The sequence below is a fragment of the Streptococcus sp. 17.1 genome (genome assembly GCF_016648655.1).
Classification (GTDB): Bacteria; Bacillota; Bacilli; order Lactobacillales; family Streptococcaceae; genus Streptococcus; species Streptococcus salivarius_E.
In genome coordinates this window covers 91,937-108,775 of record NZ_JACLQM010000008.1, presented here as the reverse complement: position 1 = coordinate 108,775, position 16,839 = coordinate 91,937, and the positions used below count along the sequence as shown (strand labels likewise).

Annotated in this window: 13 protein-coding genes; all 13 read right to left on the bottom strand. The window is 37.4% G+C overall.

The features are described 5' to 3' along the window. Positions 1 to 461: 461 nt before the first annotated feature. Positions 462 to 7,046, bottom strand: coding sequence for a S8 family peptidase (locus H7T99_RS06560; protein ID WP_037602135.1), 6,585 nt, complete (start codon positions 7,044 to 7,046; stop codon positions 462 to 464). Positions 7,047 to 7,729: 683 nt separating this feature from the next. Further along, positions 7,730 to 8,191 (bottom strand): GNAT family N-acetyltransferase, encoded by a 462-nt coding sequence (locus tag H7T99_RS06555; RefSeq protein ID WP_037602136.1) that lies wholly within the window; start codon positions 8,189 to 8,191, stop codon positions 7,730 to 7,732. Between the two features lie 38 nt (positions 8,192 to 8,229). Continuing rightward, complete coding sequence (locus H7T99_RS06550) at positions 8,230 to 9,015, bottom strand: ABC transporter permease (protein ID WP_037602138.1); 786 nt, start codon at positions 9,013 to 9,015, stop codon at positions 8,230 to 8,232. Between the two features lies 1 nt (position 9,016). Continuing rightward, complete coding sequence (locus H7T99_RS06545) at positions 9,017 to 9,835, bottom strand: ABC transporter permease (RefSeq protein WP_037602140.1); 819 nt, start codon at positions 9,833 to 9,835, stop codon at positions 9,017 to 9,019. Between the two features lies 1 nt (position 9,836). Further along, positions 9,837 to 10,829 carry an ATP-binding cassette domain-containing protein gene (locus H7T99_RS06540; protein WP_037602142.1) on the bottom strand — a complete coding sequence of 331 codons (993 nt, stop codon included), beginning with the start codon at positions 10,827 to 10,829 and terminating at the stop codon, positions 9,837 to 9,839. 368 nt (positions 10,830 to 11,197) lie between these two features. After that, on the bottom strand, positions 11,198 to 11,800 hold the full coding sequence (locus tag H7T99_RS06535) for a response regulator transcription factor (protein WP_037602144.1): 603 nt from the start codon (positions 11,798 to 11,800) through the stop codon (positions 11,198 to 11,200). Next, the gene (locus tag H7T99_RS06530) at positions 11,797 to 12,879 is read right to left on the bottom strand and encodes a sensor histidine kinase (protein WP_037602147.1); all 1,083 of its coding nucleotides are present in this window, start codon (positions 12,877 to 12,879) and stop codon (positions 11,797 to 11,799) included. Before H7T99_RS06530 ends, H7T99_RS06535 begins: the two co-directional genes overlap by 4 nt. Then, positions 12,872 to 13,609: an ABC transporter permease gene (locus tag H7T99_RS06525; protein ID WP_037602148.1), complete on the bottom strand. Its 738-nt coding sequence runs from the start codon at positions 13,607 to 13,609 to the stop codon at positions 12,872 to 12,874. The genes H7T99_RS06530 and H7T99_RS06525 overlap by 8 nt, the downstream gene beginning before the upstream one ends. Continuing rightward, positions 13,606 to 14,487: an ABC transporter ATP-binding protein gene (locus tag H7T99_RS06520; RefSeq protein WP_002891228.1), complete on the bottom strand. Its 882-nt coding sequence runs from the start codon at positions 14,485 to 14,487 to the stop codon at positions 13,606 to 13,608. The genes H7T99_RS06525 and H7T99_RS06520 overlap by 4 nt, the downstream gene beginning before the upstream one ends. Then, entirely contained in the window at positions 14,480 to 14,659 is a 180-nt protein-coding gene (locus H7T99_RS06515; protein WP_037600935.1) for a hypothetical protein, read from the bottom strand. Before H7T99_RS06515 ends, H7T99_RS06520 begins: the two co-directional genes overlap by 8 nt. Positions 14,660 to 14,669: 10 nt before the next feature. Further along, a complete protein-coding gene (locus H7T99_RS06510; protein ID WP_037602150.1) occupies positions 14,670 to 14,879 on the bottom strand; it encodes a hypothetical protein in 210 nt (69 codons plus the stop codon). Between the two features lie 428 nt (positions 14,880 to 15,307). Then, positions 15,308 to 16,246, bottom strand: coding sequence for a bile acid:sodium symporter family protein (locus tag H7T99_RS06505; protein WP_037602152.1), 939 nt, complete (start codon positions 16,244 to 16,246; stop codon positions 15,308 to 15,310). Between the two features lie 142 nt (positions 16,247 to 16,388). Beyond that, entirely contained in the window at positions 16,389 to 16,838 is a 450-nt protein-coding gene (locus tag H7T99_RS06500; RefSeq protein WP_037602154.1) for a cytidine deaminase family protein, read from the bottom strand. Position 16,839 lies beyond the last annotated feature (1 nt).

Below are 16,839 nucleotides of genomic sequence, written 5' to 3'. Positions count from 1 at the left end.
AACCTCAGAATAGTTACTGTCTTATCTCTTTTTTTACTTAAAGCCTTGATAGACTTGACAAATGGTAGAAAAGAGCCATATTTAACCTGTCTACTTGACAGGGGGCATATCAATAGCGGGTGGTTTATTTGTTTCGCACCTTAGGAGCGAAACGGACTAATAGTCACATAATAAAAAGGAATTAAGCAACCAAACGCTACTTAATTCCTTGAAATTATCTCATCACCTCTATTAGCCTTTAAATTTTGATAGACTCTATTTTCTAATTAATATGACCAATATTGTCAATACTAACCCTTTCAATCAATTCATTAGTTGTCGAAACTAAGTACATTAATAAATCCAAAAAGAGTATCAATAGTAAAGTAAACTAAATAATTGAGTTATAAATGGCTATTTTCACAAAACTGTTTCATCATCACACTATCTCAGTACACAAACCATTTTTCTATAGCTTTGTCTTAATCTTGATCTTTTTTCTTTAATCCAAGAAACGCACCTAAGGTAAACATTATTCCGGCAACTAATGACATGAAGACTTCGCTAACTGTTCCGGTTTTTGGCAACCTATCATTGTTAGTAGTTGATTTACTATCAATATTGGTATGTTTATTATCTATGTTCTCTGGTTCATTAAGATAAACTTCCTTCTTATTTTCAAAGTTTTTATCATTTTCATCAGGAACTTTAGCTGTGACATCCTTAGTTGAATCAGATTTGTGTGAATGATTTTCTCTTTGTAAATCCTCCTTTTTGTAATTTTCATCTAAGTGACTATGATTTTCTTGCACGTTATCTTTCTTTTTCGATACATCAAAAGTAGGTTTATTTTCCTCCTCCTTTTTCTCCTCTATTTTCTTGAATACAGGTTTTATAAGAGTATCTTTTGATACATTAATAACATAGCCAGCATCTTTTTTCCCTTCGACACCAGAAATTTCCCAGCCATCAAATTGATATCCTTTTTCTAATTCACCCTTATAGACAGGTAAAATGAAATCTTCTTCCGACACTATCGTTGAACTCATTTCTTTTCCATTTTGAATGGTCACAGTTACCGTATGAGGTTTTAGTTCGCTTACCTCTCCCGTATCTTTGTTTAAAATGAATTCTTTTACGGTTGTATTTCTTGCAAAATCTTTTACAACAATCTTAATGTTTAGTGTCTTATCTGTTAGTTGTTTAATATCATCAAATGATTTATATTCTTTTCCATTTACATAAATATGTTTGTCTTGAATCTCACCATCGAATCCATTATTTCTTTTATCATTGATATTAAAGACTACAGATTTTCCGTCAGCATATTCAATACTAGTATTTCCCTTAGGATCAATGTTTACTTCTGGTTTAACATTATCATATAAAAATTGATAGTGTACTCCAACCGCTTTCGCATTCAAATCGCTATAGCCAGTTTGAAGATAAACATTTCCATCCATATCTGTTACCTTATCTGGGAATCCGTTTGCTTTATAGTCTTTCATTCCCCAGTCCATGATGTCACCGTCTTTAACATTAAGCTTAATATTAAAATCTCTAGTGTTATCAATGTGTAAATCTCCGTAGATTAAATAATTATCTACAACCGATTCATTAACTCTCAACTCCCAGTTAAAACCACCCTTATCAGAAATCTTACCTCTTAAATAAAATTCTGGATTTCGTACATAAATTTTATTAGATTTAGATGGATTAAAGTAGTTCTTGTCCATTGAAAGATTTACTGGTTTTGCATCAATAAATAACATAGAGCCATCTTCTTTTATAGCTTCTACGTTGGACTCATCCTCCCCATGATACTCTTTATCATCTTTACCAAATAATACCAGTTTAGAAGAATCTGTTACAAGATTTCCATCTTTATCGATTGCCTCCCCTTTATCATTCATTTTAAAGGTAAACACTTGATATTTTACAATGTTAAAGCCATCCAAAGCCGACATTAATACTGATTGAGTACTTCTTCCATCTTCAACATTTCTACTATCAGCATAAATTATTTTTTCTGATAGGACTCTTAGATTAGGATTGGCCTTTTGTATTCTTGCTATATCTTCTTGGCTATAAACTCCATTTCCTTCTAACATATCCGTTTTTCCAGGATTATAGGTAGTCACTTTTAGTGCATAGCCTTTTCTTAGAATGATGTTATCCTTTAACAGATATTGTTGTTTTTCTGAATCAGAATAGATTTTACCAGATTCCATTTCCGTTAAATTGTTTGGTTTGTTCTTTGAAAGATCACCTTCTCCTAATTCTATTACATTCCCATAACTTGATGTATAGGGATATTCTGTTTTAGTTTCCTTATTTTTTTCAGGCATTCTAATTTTAGTTTCAGCTTTTATCTGATCATCATCTTTAACAAAGAATCTCATATCTCCTGCAAAAGCTAATCCATCCACAATATCATTAATATTAGCGTATAAATCAAATGTCATCGTTTTTGAGTGGGAATCATACTTAGTCGTTTTGATTTCTACAGATCTATAGTTATTGCCGTAATATACCTTGGCATTTTTAGAAACATTACTTATCTTTCCAAGAATTTCAAAGTGTCCATCTTTAGACGGGCTTAGAACACCATAAATTTTTGATTTGATTTCGTCAAGTTTTTCAGTTTCATATTGTAAGGCACTACCATCGTCATAAGCAATGATATTTCCCTTATCATCGTATTTATAATCGTATTCCTCTGTTCTCTTACCAGTTTCACTTGTAAAGTCATCAACTTCTCTAAATTTCTTTTTAATGAGTTTCTTTAAGTCTTTACTTTCAAAATCTCTAATTGTTGAAATAGTTTTATGAATAGTCAAGCTTGATTTTTCTTCGATAGACTCTTCATTTTCTTGATGATTTTCTTCCTCAGTTGTATCTTTTTTAAGACTATCCTCTTTTCTATTTTCTAAATTTTTAAATTTAGATTCGGAAATCTCGCCAAGCTTTTGGTATTTAGATGAATCTTGATCAGGATCTACTAGATAATAGGAAATCATCCCCTTTTCATCAGCATGATCAGCAAATTTAATTCTATGAATCTTTGTGAAATTGCTAGATCCATCTAATGCAATGACTTCAATGATTTTTCCTCTTAAATCTCCTGCACCATTAATTTCATAAATAGTATTTCCGTCTTTGTCTAGTTTCCTATTTCTTCCTTGACCCTCACCTGCATAAGTTACTTCAAGATTTTTCTCAACCTCTCCATCTTCATTAACCAGAGCGGCGCCTGCATACCAAACTTCGTTTGCAATCTCGTCAAATTTTTCAGGATGTTCTTTTTGATCTCTCGCAAATAAGGTTTCATTCTTGTATTGATCTTTTACCTTGTGATAAGTATCCTTTGTAATCAACTTAATTTTTTCAGGATTTGAAAAATCAACCGAAACAATCTTAGGGGCTGTATTATCAATTTTTACAGGAATATAGGAAACCTGCCATGGGTAATCTTTAGTTAATCTATATTTAAATTTATAGAAATATTGACCTTCTGCAATCGGTTCAAATTGTCCTCTTATCTTAGTAGCAGGATCTTTGGTATCCTTGCTTTCTGGTGCATTTTCTTCTCTACCTCTAGGGTTATAGATGAGTCCATCCCATTTCAAGTCGCTCCAAACTTTTAGCTTAGAAGATTTGATTCCCTTTGCATCATTTCTCTTAGAGTTTAAAATTCCTCTAATAAAGTGTTCTCTCGAAATGACTTTTAAGTCTCTTTGATTTTCTCCCTCTTTATTTGTATTTACTATTGAAATCAATCCTTCTTCTGCACTTCTTAATACAAGTGGAGAAGGTGTTAATCCTCTCCCAAGTTGAGCATCTTGAGGATTTCCATTTGAATCTAAAGGATAAATTTTAGCAATATTAGAACCACTTGATGATGGTGCGTTGATCCCTTCGTTATTGAAAGCAAACAATTCTGGATTTTGATCTAGGGATGTTGTATTTTTATCTTTTCTATTTTGTATAACTCCTGCTGGATTAAATTTATCTATACCTTCTCCACCAATCCCCTTATTTAAGGTTCCTGGAATTTTCGGTTTGCCATCATCATCATAACCTTCCATTGTTTTTGATTTTGAACCTTCTTCCCAGGCCCATTTATCAAGGATTGGTTCGTGGTTCCAATTCCCAGCAAATCCCATTAGAGGCATCGATAAAGAAGGTTGGAAGTTTATTTTCTTCCCGTTGGAGTTCAGAGCTTCCATTTCTTCCACTGACTCAAAATGAATAAATGATTCTACAAATTTATTTTTGTTTTTAACCTCCCCAACATTTATAACCGCATTTAAATCAAAGCTAGAATTTGGACCTATAGTGAAAGTGTCATGCTCAAATGTAATATTTGCTCCTTTGATTTTTTCTGGGTGGATTTCTGGAACAATTTGCTTACCATCTGGAGATTTTTCATCTTTGTATGTTTCATCCAGTTTGAGTCTGTCAGTTAGAGCATCTGTAGTTATAGCAGATGCTGAAACTTTAAAGGTTAAAGGTCTGTTTGATGTATTGTGAAGCTTAATTGTAAAATATTTTTTATCTCCTTTTATTTCTTTAAGAGAAATAGAACCATAAGAGTTTACCAAACCTTTAGAATCCGTGTTTTTAAAAGTAGCTACGACTTCATTTCTCAAAGCATTGGCAACATTAATTAGCCCTGCTCCCTGTTGTCTAGGTGATGCAAAGTATTGACTTTTTTCTTTCCAAGAAGTTGCATCCATCATAGGGCGTGCAGTATTTTGTAGGGCTATTTTTGTAAGACTTGTAAGATCTATTTTGTCATCTCCCTTAAGATTTTTCAACACAGGTCTTTCAAGCATTTCCTTTAATTTTGGTCTAATCAAAACAGTAGAAGCTGCCACGATTGGAGTTGCCATACTAGTCCCTGACATATAACCATAAGTTGATTTCCCATTAATGACATTGAGAGTGGATTTAATATTTTTACCGGGTGCTGAAACATCTGGTTTTAAAAGTAAATCTATTCTTGGTCCCCAAGATGTGGACCCTGCTGGAACGATGATCTCTTCTTTATACAGTTCTTTGTCTGTGTCAGGTGCAAACTTAAAGTCAATCTCTTTTTCGTCACCTACATTCGGTTTATTAGAATTATAGCTTGCCATATCAATTGGATAGTATTGCTCCAATTTATCTTTAAAATCTTCTTTATTATTCCTTTTAACCTCAGTTTTTTTATCAGGGTTAATCATGTTCCATAACTTTACACCATCATCTCCTGAAATTGAAAAAACTTGACTAGTAGTTCCTTCATCCTCCTCATATCCCATAGCTGGAAGCTCTGTCCAATTATCTCTATTGTAGTAATTTACAGTATTTACAACCATAATGCCACGTGCACCCTTATCCGTTGCACGTTTAAAAGCATTTTTTAACTCCTTTGTATAAATTCTATCCATTACTGCAATTTTGCCTCTAAGATCCAATCCTATCAAATCTTTGTCTTGCCCCTTGCCTATATATACAAATTTTAATTTACTAGAAGCTTTTGATCCATCTTCATTTGTTATGATTTTATTCTTATCGAAAAAGGCACCTATATTTCTGTATTTAAAACTTTCTCCACCTATGTTAACTTTATCAAACTCAACTGTTTGATTTTTAGCAGATGCGACTGCTATCGCATCTTCATGTGCTGCAGTTCGTGTTACATTTCCAGTGTCGGTCATTTTCAGATTATTATTTGCCACTAAATCCCATGAAGAACTTGAAGCAGAAGTCGCATAGTTACCCGTAGCTACAACCATTGGAATGCCTGCTTTTCTTAATGCTCTAATAGCTTGCCAATATTTCTCACCTACAAGACCTGTTCCTGTAAAGCCAGATGATATCGAAACAACATCGACATTGTGTTTGATCGAATCTTCAATAGCATGAAACATTGTTTCATCTCCTGCGAAGCCAGATCCTGCGTCAGAGTACATTTTATAAGAGAAAATCTGTGCATTAGGAGCAATTCCATCTATTCCGTTAAAGTTTTTAATATCTTTTTCAGTATCATTTCCCGCAAGAATCCCTGCAATATGCATCCCATGTGGATCAAAATAATCGCTTCCATCATCAGCTTTTTCTACAGTAATTTTACCACCATTATAATAATTGAAAGCATGAGGGATTTTATCACTCAACCAGAAATTTTTATCAGTACCTTTTAAGTCTTCTTTTTTAAATCTCATTGAGTCTTTAGCATCATCATCAATCCTCATGGCCTTATGCCTATAATCCGTTCCCGTATCGATATTTGAAATGACCATACCTCTACCATCAAAGTTTTTCCCAAATGGTGCATTGATAGATTTTAGGTAATCGATTGCCTCTTCAACTCCAATTTCTTTTCTAGCATGATTCATCATAGGTTGGACTTTTTGTGACCTTTCAACCGATGAAATACCTTCTATTAGTTTAATTATGTCCAGAGTATCTTTGGTTGTTTCAATAGCGCTACCGTTAAAAATTCTATCATAAGTATATAAAACTTTTGTATTCTTAAGATTTGATAGTTCCTTGATTGCTTTTTCTCCAGATTCTTTATCTTTAAATTCAGCAATATAGACAAGTTTATCCTCTTTTTTGGGACTTTCTGGGTCTTTACTTGCAGACGAGTCCGCTTTATCTCCTTGGGATTGATTGGAATTTTCTTCTTTGATTTTTGCTTCTTCATTGCTAGTGTTATTGTCTATCACAGGATTTTTACTAACAACTTCTTTTTCCTCAATATTGGAATTTTCTTCTTTGATTTTTGCTTCTTCATTGCTAGTGTTATTGTCTATCACAGGATTTTTACTAACAAATTCTTTTTCCTCAATAATTGTTGTTTTCTTTTCTTCAGTATCCTTTGAAGTTTCTATAAGATTATGAATATCTTCAAGTTTTTCTTTGTTTTCGTTTTGTTTACCTATTACTGTTTCTTTATCAGATATTTTTAAAGAATCTTCAGAACTAGGTGTATCTGCTAGGATTACCTCATTAGGGACATATGCTGCTAAAATAACTGCAGCTGTGGTTAATGACAATACTGTACTTTTTTTCATTTTAATTCCTTACATATTTATTTAACTTCCAATAGATAGTAAACTTTAACTTTGCTAGCATTTGTTATAAAAAGTTTTACTAATACTCTTCGAAGATCGCTTCAAACCGCGTCAACGTCGTCTTAGCGTATGTATGGTTACTGACTTCGTCAGTTCTATCTACAACCTCAAAGCAGTGCTTTGAGCAACCTGCGGATAGTTTTCTAGTTTGCTCTTTGATTTTCATCGAGTATAAGTATTATCTAGGAAATAGAGTAGTACATTTATATATAATTGTTAGCTCTCCAGAAAAATAGTATATCATTTAAAAAATTTAAGTCAAGAAAAATTAACCTACATTAATTTATTTTTTAACAAGCGTTAAAAACATAGAGTCAAAACTTTCGTAGTTAGCTGGGGTACATTATCAGAACATTCACACCATCAAAAATAGTAGCAATCAACTTAAAGCACTAGCAACATCACAAAGTCAAACATCATTAATGAAATATCAGCGCTATTAAACAATATAAAAAACCGCTAATAATAAGACTTAACGGTTATCTTCTACATATCTATTTTTTCAAATCCTCAGTCGTTTATCTACCTATAACCTAGACTTTACGAGTGCCTTGCTCTACCAACTGAGCTAAATTGGCTAACACTTTTATAGTATGGCACTCTCAATTTTTTGTCAGGAAGTTTTAAACGATTTTCTTTATCAAAATCTGGCAAGGATTCTGGGGATCCCATAGTTGAGGAAAAATCTCTAATTTTTTAAAACCAACACTTCGATAAAAGACATTTGTTCGATCATAATCTTTATTAGAGCCTTCTGCTACTGTTTTTACCTGTAGGTAGTCTACTTGTTTGCGTGCTTCACTTTCTAAAGTAGCAAGCAATTGACTCCCAATTCCTCTACCTTGATGAGCTTTTTTTACGCCGAGACAATCAATCTCTGCACACTCTTCACTAGAATAGGACAAGCTTACAAATCCAGTCAAATCACTCTCCTGATAGGCTGCCCAAACTTGCAAATCTTTGGCTCCTTCGATGTAGGCTTGCGTGCTTTCAGGTATTCCAAACCATTCTGGCAAATCCTTTAAAACCTCATCAACAACTGCCATTTTTTGATCTTCATCCTTGACTTCTTCAATTGTAAACATCATAAGTTCCTTTCTTGATTTTAGTCTTACTTTCCCCCTTACGAGCCAGCACTTTCGTAGGCATCCAAGCCCCTATCCCAGAGTTTGAGGGAAATGAAAAAGAAGACAAGGGAAATCAGAATCAAACCACCGATATTAGAGAGCCCATTCTTACCCTGCAAGAAATAACTAGCAGGATAGTAAGCCGTAAAGGCAAATGGCACGATAAAACTGATCAACCAACGAAGGAGCGAATTGTAAATGGAAATCGGGTACTTGGCAAAGTCATTAAACATATAGAAAATGTAAATCATGGCACCTGACTGCTTGGTCCAAAAAGCGATGCTGGCTGTTGCGATTTTTAAAGAAGTGTAAATCAAGGTAGCAAATGGAATACAAACTAGGAAAAGCAGGAATTTTGGAAGAGTCCAAGCGATGCTAGTTACTGTTGTTCCTAATAGAATGCCACCGACCAAAAGTTCACCCAAGGCATCAATCTGAAAGGTCTCAACGAGGATGTGAAAGAGAGGATTGATAGGACGAGTCAGATACTTGTCAAACTCCCCTTTTCGAACTAGTCGTTGACCTAAGGCCCAGAGATTGTCAAAAAAGAGATGGTCCAATCCCTTGGGAATCAAGGAAAATCCATAGATAAAGGCAATCTCTTGAAAAGTCCAACCTTCTAAGGATGGGATATGTTGAAAGATAACATTGAGAAACAAGAGGTTCAGACCTTGAGTCAGAAAGACTCCCAAGACACCTACTACAAAATCAACCTTGTATTCCATGATTTGCTTGATGTATTGTCTGATAAAAATCAGATGCATGCGTTGATATTTTTTCATACTAACCTCCCTGAATAGTGATAAATGACTGGACTCGTTTCCAAATCAACTGAGACAAGCCCACCATCACTATAAGCCAGAAGAACTGGAGCAAAAGCGCTTGAAGAATCTGACTGGCATCGTATTTCCCAACAATGATCATAACCGGAGTGTAAATCAAGGATGAAAAAGGCAAGAAGGAGAGAATAGCTGAAACCACCTTTGGAAAGAAAGCCAAGGGAATCAAACTTCCAGACATAAAGGCCACTATGGAAGTCTTGAGTAGATTGGAACCCCAAAGATTTTTAAAGACAAATGCTGAAAATCCAAAGCAGATGTTAAAGAAAAAGTTAATTAGATAGGCGAGCGTTAAGCTAAAAAGATATAGAACAGTTAATCCCAGCACTTCTACAATCCCTTGCCCAGACAGGATTTTCATCAAAATAATGACACTTAAAAATGGCAGTCCAACAGAGATAAAAATCAACCACTTGGAGCCAAGTTCGGTGAAAAGGTAAGAGGCCGCAAAATGCACTGGTCTCAGCAAGCGCATGATAATGGAGCCATCCTTGACCTCCTCCCCAATCATAAAGGAGCTGTCAGACCTGGTCAAGAGATTGGTCACAAAACTCATGATGATGTAGAAGGTGATATCTGCCATACTGAAGCCCTGAATCAAAGGCTCCTGGGAGGAGTCAAAGACAGCCTTCCAGAGATAAAAGGCCACAAAAGCCCCCATGACATCACCAATCCGATAGAGAATAAAGTTGACTCGATAGGTAATCAACTCCTGAATCCCTGCATTGATAAAGGGTTTATAACGTCTCCACAATTTGACCATCTTAGAGCTCCTTTCGATAGAAGCGACGGATAATATCTTCAATATCTGTATCTACCATCTTCAAATCACGGACTTCAAAATCAGATAAGGTTTGCTTGATAATATCGGCCGACTGGTAGCGGGAACTATCGAATTCAATATTGAGAGTATTTCCTTGTCTATCAATGGACATATCAGGCAAGCCCTCATAATGAGAGACTAGATGATTTTGACCTGGCGTCAGGTCAAAGGAGAGAGTCTTCATCTTGCCAAAGGTCTCCTTGAGCTGACTCACCGTCCCATCAAAAATCTCCTGCCCCTTGTCAATCATAAAAATCCGATCACAGAGTTGCTCAATGTCGCTCAAGTCGTGAGTGGTCAAGAGAATAGTTGTCTCTTCCTCCTGATTAATCTGAGTAATGGCCCGACGAATGTTATCCTTGACCGACACATCCAAACCAATAGTCGGCTCATCTAAAAAGAGAACTTTGGGATTGTGAAGCAAGGAAGCCGCAATATCCGCCCGCATCCGTTGACCTAGTGAAAGAGTCCGCACAGGATCTTTGATAAATTCCTTCAAATCCAAAACTTCATTCAAAAAGTCCATGCGCTTATGGAAAAGCGAGTCTGGCACATCGTAAATCTCCTTCAAGACCGTGTAGGTCTCTTGCAGTGCCAAATCCCACCATAGCTGGGTGCGTTGTCCGAAAACGACTCCAATATCCTTGACATAATCTTGGCGATTGTCCTGTGGAATCTTGCCGTTAATCCGACAAAAACCCGATGTCGGTTTTAAAATCCCTGTCAGCATTTTGATGGTGGTTGACTTCCCAGCACCATTTGCCCCGATAAATCCTAAAATCTGCCCTTTTGGAACTTCAAAAGTTAAATCCTTGACCGCTTCAAAGGTCTGCTTTTCAGGATGAATAAAGGAACGCAAAGCCCCCTTCAAGCCCGGTTCCTTAACAGTCTTCACAAAATTTTTCTGAAGATGTTCCACTTCAATCATCGCCATATCTATCTCCTAAAGTAAAAAATCAACAAACCGTGTCCTCTAAACACAAAAAGCCAATTTCTCATCTCCTAAAATCTGCCTTCTTTATCACAGCAGAAGGTATCAGTATTACTCTATTATAAAGCAGTTAAAAAAGGAAACCAAGTGTTATTCTCGAAAAAGAGAAAATAGTTTTGATACTTGAAAAAATCAAAACCACCCGTCTAATTCACTAAACAAAATGACACAATTCAATAATTCATCAAAGCCTCTACATATTCCTGTAGAGGCTCATTTCAACTTCTCTCATTCTTGCTTGTGAATGTTTAGATAGATTATAAGCCACAAAAAAGCCACCATATGGTGACTTCATTCTTATCTATTTCTCCTCATCCCAACCAGTCTTTTTCTTTGGCAATGCGGACGGCTTCTGTTCGGTTGCCTGCATCAAGTTTAGTCAGGATGGCTGTCATGTAATTTCGGACAGTTCCATTTGAAAGAAAGAGGCTTTCAGCGATTTCTTGGTTGGTTGAACCTTTGGCAACCATGGCCAAGACTTCTTGTTCACGTTGACTGAGTGGATTATTGTCAAAGGCGACACCTTCGACAAGCTCTGGTGAGTACTCCTTTTGACCTGCTAGGACGGTATGGATGGTCGCCATGAGGTCACTGATGGAACGCTCTTTGAGAACGTAGGCATCCACCTGGGCTGCAAGGGCTCGTTTAAAATAGCCTTTTCGTTTGAAGGTGGTCACAATAACGACCTTCGTTTCTCTTTGGTTGGCACGGATCCACTCTAGGACATCAAGGCCTGTCTTAGCTGGCATTTCAATGTCTAAAATGGCTACGTCGACCTCTTCTTTTTCCAAGAGAGCAATGGCTTCTTGACCATCGCTGGCCGCATGGACCTCTTCGACATCGTCTTCCAACATGAGGAGCTGGCAGAGGGCATCCCTCAACATTGACTGGTCTTCGGCAACTAATAATTTCATGCTTTTCCTCCCTCTTTCAAATGTACACGAATAATGGTTGGATGCGATTGAGACAGAATTTCCAAGTCTCCATCTACCAAACTGAGGCGCTCTCTGATACTGTGTAGTTCTTGTCCAGTGACTTCCTCAAAGCCACAACCATCATCCTCAAACTCAAGGACAATACCATGATCACGTCTTAGACGAATCTGACAGCTATCGGCCTGGCTATGTTTGATGACATTATTAGCCAGTTCACGAAGCACCATGGACAAGGTAGACTGACTAACGGGTGACAGGCTGTCTAAATCAAGGCTACTATCCACGGTCAGGACGATATCAGATAGGTCAAAGAGCCGCTCAAGTTCCAGTAACTCCTCGGCCACCGTTCGGTACTTGAGCTTATTGACAATCTCACGCACCTCATACATGGAGTCTCGGCTAATCTGGTTCAATTCTTCCAGATTCTTTCTAGCAGCTTCATACTGCTCCTTGTCCATCTGTTTCAAAGCCAACTCGGTTTTAAGACTCATCATGGCAAAGGTATGCCCTAAGGTATCGTGCAAGTCACGACCAATACGATTACGTTCATTTTCAGCTGATAGGATATTGATGGTACGGTTGGCTTCTTCCATCTTTCTCTCCTGACGTATACGGTTTTGAAAATAGTACATTCCCAACGAAAAGAGGAGAATAGCCATAGACATGAGGTGGGTACCCAAATCGTCTGTCAATAGGAAGGATGATAACGTCAAAATCAAGAGTGTCGCTAGAAAGGATAAGAAGCGATAAGATGATATGCTATCCTCAAAGCGCCAAACGAGAAGATTGACGTTGAAAAAAATAAACCACATCATCCCCCCCTGGAAGGTCAGGGTCATAAAGATAATGTAAGCTAGAGTGTAAAACCACAGAAAGGGAATCCACTTACTATAAGCTTTTTTCAAATATACCATCAGGAGATAAGCTATGGTAAACAGTCCAGTCAAAACTATGGTCCAAACTGGAAAATACCCACCAAAGACTCCCAATACTGGAAAGACAAGGAAAATCAGACTAACAAAATAAGCGAAATCATTTTTCTGGTAAGTTCTAAACATGGTCACTTTCTCTGTAAGATTTAATAAAAAGGGCTAAGCCTGTAGCTATTGTAGCATAGACCAGGATAAAAATGAGTGATTTCCATGAAAATTCCCCTTTTTTTGCAAAATTGACCACCAATTGATTGATATGATAGATGGGTGTCCACTCTGAAATATGCTGAACCCATTTTGGAAACATGGTTACTGGCATCCAAGAACCACCGATAATAGCAAGTCCAAGAAAGACGATATTTCCGACGATAGACATGATTTGTTGAGACTTAATTTGAGCTAGGAGCAAGCCAAAGGATAGGAAGACTAGGCTTGACAAGAGTAACAGAGCACCTGAACCAAGCCAATGTGAGAATGGCATCTCAACATCACGCGCAAAAGCTCCCACACAGAAAGTCACTAGGATAGCTACCATAAAGTTCATAAGAACACGGAAGATTTTAGAGAGGTAATAGGCCTGAATACTGATTTTTGAATGTTCGATATAGGTTAGCCAGTGCTCCGTTTGGTCCTCTCTAAGCATGTAGGGAAAGGTAAAAAAGCCAAAGCTGGACATGGAAAATCCAGTCATGGTCAACATATAAGACAAGATAAAGGCTTTTTGTGACTCTGGGTCAGGACTCATTTCCATACCTGAATACAAGAGGAAAAATCCGACGGGCATTCCGATAGACATGATAAAGACTGGCCAACTGCGCCATGTTTTTATCCATTCGATTTTAAGTAGTGCTTTCATGACTTGTCCTCCCTTGTGCTATCAAATAGGCTATCTAAAAGTGTCTTGTTTTGAATTTCAATGTCAGAAATGCGACAGCCCTGAGCTTGTAAACTACTCCACACACTTTCAATATCTTTAGTCATAAAGGTTACAACATCACGTTTTTCAGTCACATCATAAATGTCTGCCAGTTTGTCAAGACTTGGCGCAAAGCGACTTGATAAGGTGACTTGTTTTTCCTTTTCTTCGCTACGCATAGCGTGTGGCGTAGTATCCCTGATGAGTTTCCCCTGATGAAGGACCAAAATACGGTCAGCTGTGTGCTCGACTTCTTCGATATAGTGGGACGAATAGAGGATGGTCACACCTGACTTTTTCAGATCATTGATGATTTCCCAGAAACGTTGGCGTGTCGTAGTGTCCATCCCTGCTGTCGGTTCATCTAAAAAGAGAATGTCAGGCTTACCAATAAGACAGAGAACAAAAGCAAGAAGACGTTTTTGCCCTCCTGAGAGTTTGTCCGCAAACTGCTGATACTGGTCATCTTTAAATTGTAAGAGTGCTTGAATTTCTTCTTTAGATAACCCATTTTCAGAAATATCTTGGAAAAAAGCAATCAGTTCCCTAACTCTTAATTGTGAAGGAATAGTATTTTCTTGAAGGAGAACCGCAATTTGATCTTGCGCTTTTCCCTTTTTACCCTTGATAAAGACTTGACCGCTACTGGCTTTCTTATCGCCAAGAATACAGGACATTAAGGTCGTTTTACCAGCACCATTTGGCCCAATTAAAGCAAGACAGTCGCCTTGTCCTACCTCAAAGCTAATATGGTCTAAAATCGTTTTTCCCTTAATCTTTTTGACAAGATTTGTGACTTGAAGGATTGTTTCACTCATGTTTGTGATTTCCTTTCTTTTGGTAGAAGGCTAGAAAAACATAACAAGCTGCAACAGATACGCCCATAATACTATAGAGAATATCACTGCTGCCATGAAGTAGGACATAAGCAAAGAGGATGGTCCAAGTTGTTGCTAGGAGCATAATGCTTAGTATTTTCAATAATTTCATACTGGGCCTCCTAGTTTTTCAATTCTTTAATGACAAGGTCGATAAAACTTTTAGCCATAGTGATGAGAATGTAGGCTGAGATAGACAAGCCAATAATCATGCCCAGATTTGAGAAGATAGCTTCAAAATTGCCTTTTTCAAAAAAGTCAGTAAACATGCTAAGTCCAGCAAAGACAGTTCCGATGACAGCGTAGATAAGGTAAGATGTTTTGATTTTCATGAGATGACCTCTTTCGTTTTTTATTATTTCTAAGTTATGACTAAAGTATATCTTTTTGGTCATTCTCTTTTTAGCACCAGATGTCATGACATGACATGACATTTGTCATGTGACGTAAAAAAGCCGACCCAAGGTCAGCTTCAAGTGGTGAATAAACGTTTTTAAATATGCCATGAATTAAGAAGGCCTGCATATAATGACATCACATTCTTTTTGAGAACAAAGTGAGTTTAACTGAGACTTTCCGCTATGATACCCCCCTAAGAACTAAAACTTCAGAGGTTCAGAAATATCGAGACCTTATACTCTAAGCTTAGGTATGGAACTTCCTTGACGTTCGCTGACGTCCATCATCACCTAAGGACAGTCTCGAAAAAGATTCTTTATTAAAAAATAAAAGCCAACCCAAGGTCAGCTTTTCATTTATCTTAATGACTATTTTTTGAATGGTTCTTCCACCATGATGAGAGGATGGAACCTGAGATATTGTGCCAAATACTGAAGATAGTTGATGGGATGGCAGCTTGTGGCACGAAATATTTCATGGCAAGGGTTGCTCCAAGACTTGAGTCTTGCATCCCCACTTCGAAAGTAATGGCTTTTTGTTGTGGTTCTTCCAAACCAAGGATTTTTGAAAATCCAAAACCAAGGGCATAACCACAAAGGTTATGAAGCATAACAACTGGGATAACAAGGGCTGTCGCTGCTGTGAAAATATTGGCATGGTTGGCAGAAACAACTGCTCCAACAATCAAGAGGATGGCAGCTTGTGAAATCAAAGGCATAATCTTGATGATGGCATCGATTTTCTTACCAAAGATTGAGTGAACGAGCACACCCAAGATAATAGGGACAACCACGATACGCAAGGTACTTAGGAAGAGGCTTTGGGCAGGGACACTCACGTACTGACCAGCCAAGAATGACAAGAGGGTTGGAATCATGAGTGGTGCCAAAAGAGTTGAGAGGGTTTCAATAGAGACATCCAAGGCAACATCCCCACCTGAAAGGAAGGCCATGACACTCGATGAAGTCCCACTTGGACAAGAGCCAACAAGGATAACCCCTGCTGCTGTCGCACCTTTCAGATGGAAAATCATACAAAGCAACCAAGCCAAACCAGGCATGATGACATAGTGGGCTACAGTCCCGAGAACAACTGGAATTGGACGCTTAGCAATACGTTTAAAATCTTCAGTTGTCAAGGTAAGCCCCATACCAAAGAGAATCAAACCAAGCAGATAAGCCGTATTGGGAATGACCCAACTACTAGTTGCGGGAAGGGCATAGTTAAAGGCCGCCCAGAGGATAACAGCTACAGTAAACCATTTGCTGAGCCATTTACTAAAAGATACAAGTGACTCCATAATGAAACCTTCTTTCTATTTTCACAGAATAGTATAGCACTTTCATTTTGAATTCCAAGGTAAATTTCGAATTTTCTGAAATTAATTTCAAAAAAAATAAACCCTCACACTTAAGATGCGAGGATTATTGATTTTATAAACCTTAAGACTTATCTTCTAACTTCTCTTCAAACTGTTGAGTCCGTTCTTCGCCCCACCATAGTGGCAATAATTCGCCCAAAGTAATGGTTTGACGTGTGTCGTAGTCAACCATAAACTCCAAGTTACGATTGTCAGGATGGAGTTCCATTAGAAATTCTCGACAAGCCCCACAAGGCATGCCAGATGGTCCACCATGAGGTGGCTGGTCACGAAAGGCGATAATACGCTTGACCTTAGTTTGACCAGTTTCTTGATACATATTGAAAAGGGCAGCTCTTTCGGCACATAGACGGAAAACACCACACGTTCCTTCCATACAAAAGCCCGTGAAAATTTGCCCATCTCCAGCCTCAACGGCAGCCACAACGTGTCTAGCATAGACAAAGTCTGAGACTTCCTGTGGCTGATACAAGGCTTGAGCCTTTTCATACATTTTCTGCCAGATATCCATT

Excerpts from the sequence above, each read along its gene's own strand:
- H7T99_RS06560 (WP_037602135.1), bottom strand. The coding sequence starts at position 7,046 with ATGAAAAAAAGTACAGTATTGTCATTAACCACAGCTGCAGTTATTTTA.
- H7T99_RS06555 (WP_037602136.1), bottom strand. The coding sequence starts at position 8,191 with ATGTTTACAATTGAAGAAGTCAAGGATGAAGATCAAAAAATGGCAGTT.
- H7T99_RS06550 (WP_037602138.1), bottom strand. The coding sequence starts at position 9,015 with ATGAAAAAATATCAACGCATGCATCTGATTTTTATCAGACAATACATC.
- H7T99_RS06545 (WP_037602140.1), bottom strand. The coding sequence starts at position 9,835 with ATGGTCAAATTGTGGAGACGTTATAAACCCTTTATCAATGCAGGGATT.
- H7T99_RS06540 (WP_037602142.1), bottom strand. The coding sequence starts at position 10,829 with ATGGCGATGATTGAAGTGGAACATCTTCAGAAAAATTTTGTGAAGACT.
- H7T99_RS06535 (WP_037602144.1), bottom strand. The coding sequence starts at position 11,800 with ATGAAATTATTAGTTGCCGAAGACCAGTCAATGTTGAGGGATGCCCTC.
- H7T99_RS06530 (WP_037602147.1), bottom strand. The coding sequence starts at position 12,879 with ATGTTTAGAACTTACCAGAAAAATGATTTCGCTTATTTTGTTAGTCTG.
- H7T99_RS06525 (WP_037602148.1), bottom strand. The coding sequence starts at position 13,609 with ATGAAAGCACTACTTAAAATCGAATGGATAAAAACATGGCGCAGTTGG.
- H7T99_RS06520 (WP_002891228.1), bottom strand. The coding sequence starts at position 14,487 with ATGAGTGAAACAATCCTTCAAGTCACAAATCTTGTCAAAAAGATTAAG.
- H7T99_RS06515 (WP_037600935.1), bottom strand. The coding sequence starts at position 14,659 with ATGAAATTATTGAAAATACTAAGCATTATGCTCCTAGCAACAACTTGG.
- H7T99_RS06510 (WP_037602150.1), bottom strand. The coding sequence starts at position 14,879 with ATGAAAATCAAAACATCTTACCTTATCTACGCTGTCATCGGAACTGTC.
- H7T99_RS06505 (WP_037602152.1), bottom strand. The coding sequence starts at position 16,246 with ATGGAGTCACTTGTATCTTTTAGTAAATGGCTCAGCAAATGGTTTACT.
- H7T99_RS06500 (WP_037602154.1), bottom strand. The coding sequence starts at position 16,838 with ATGGATATCTGGCAGAAAATGTATGAAAAGGCTCAAGCCTTGTATCAG.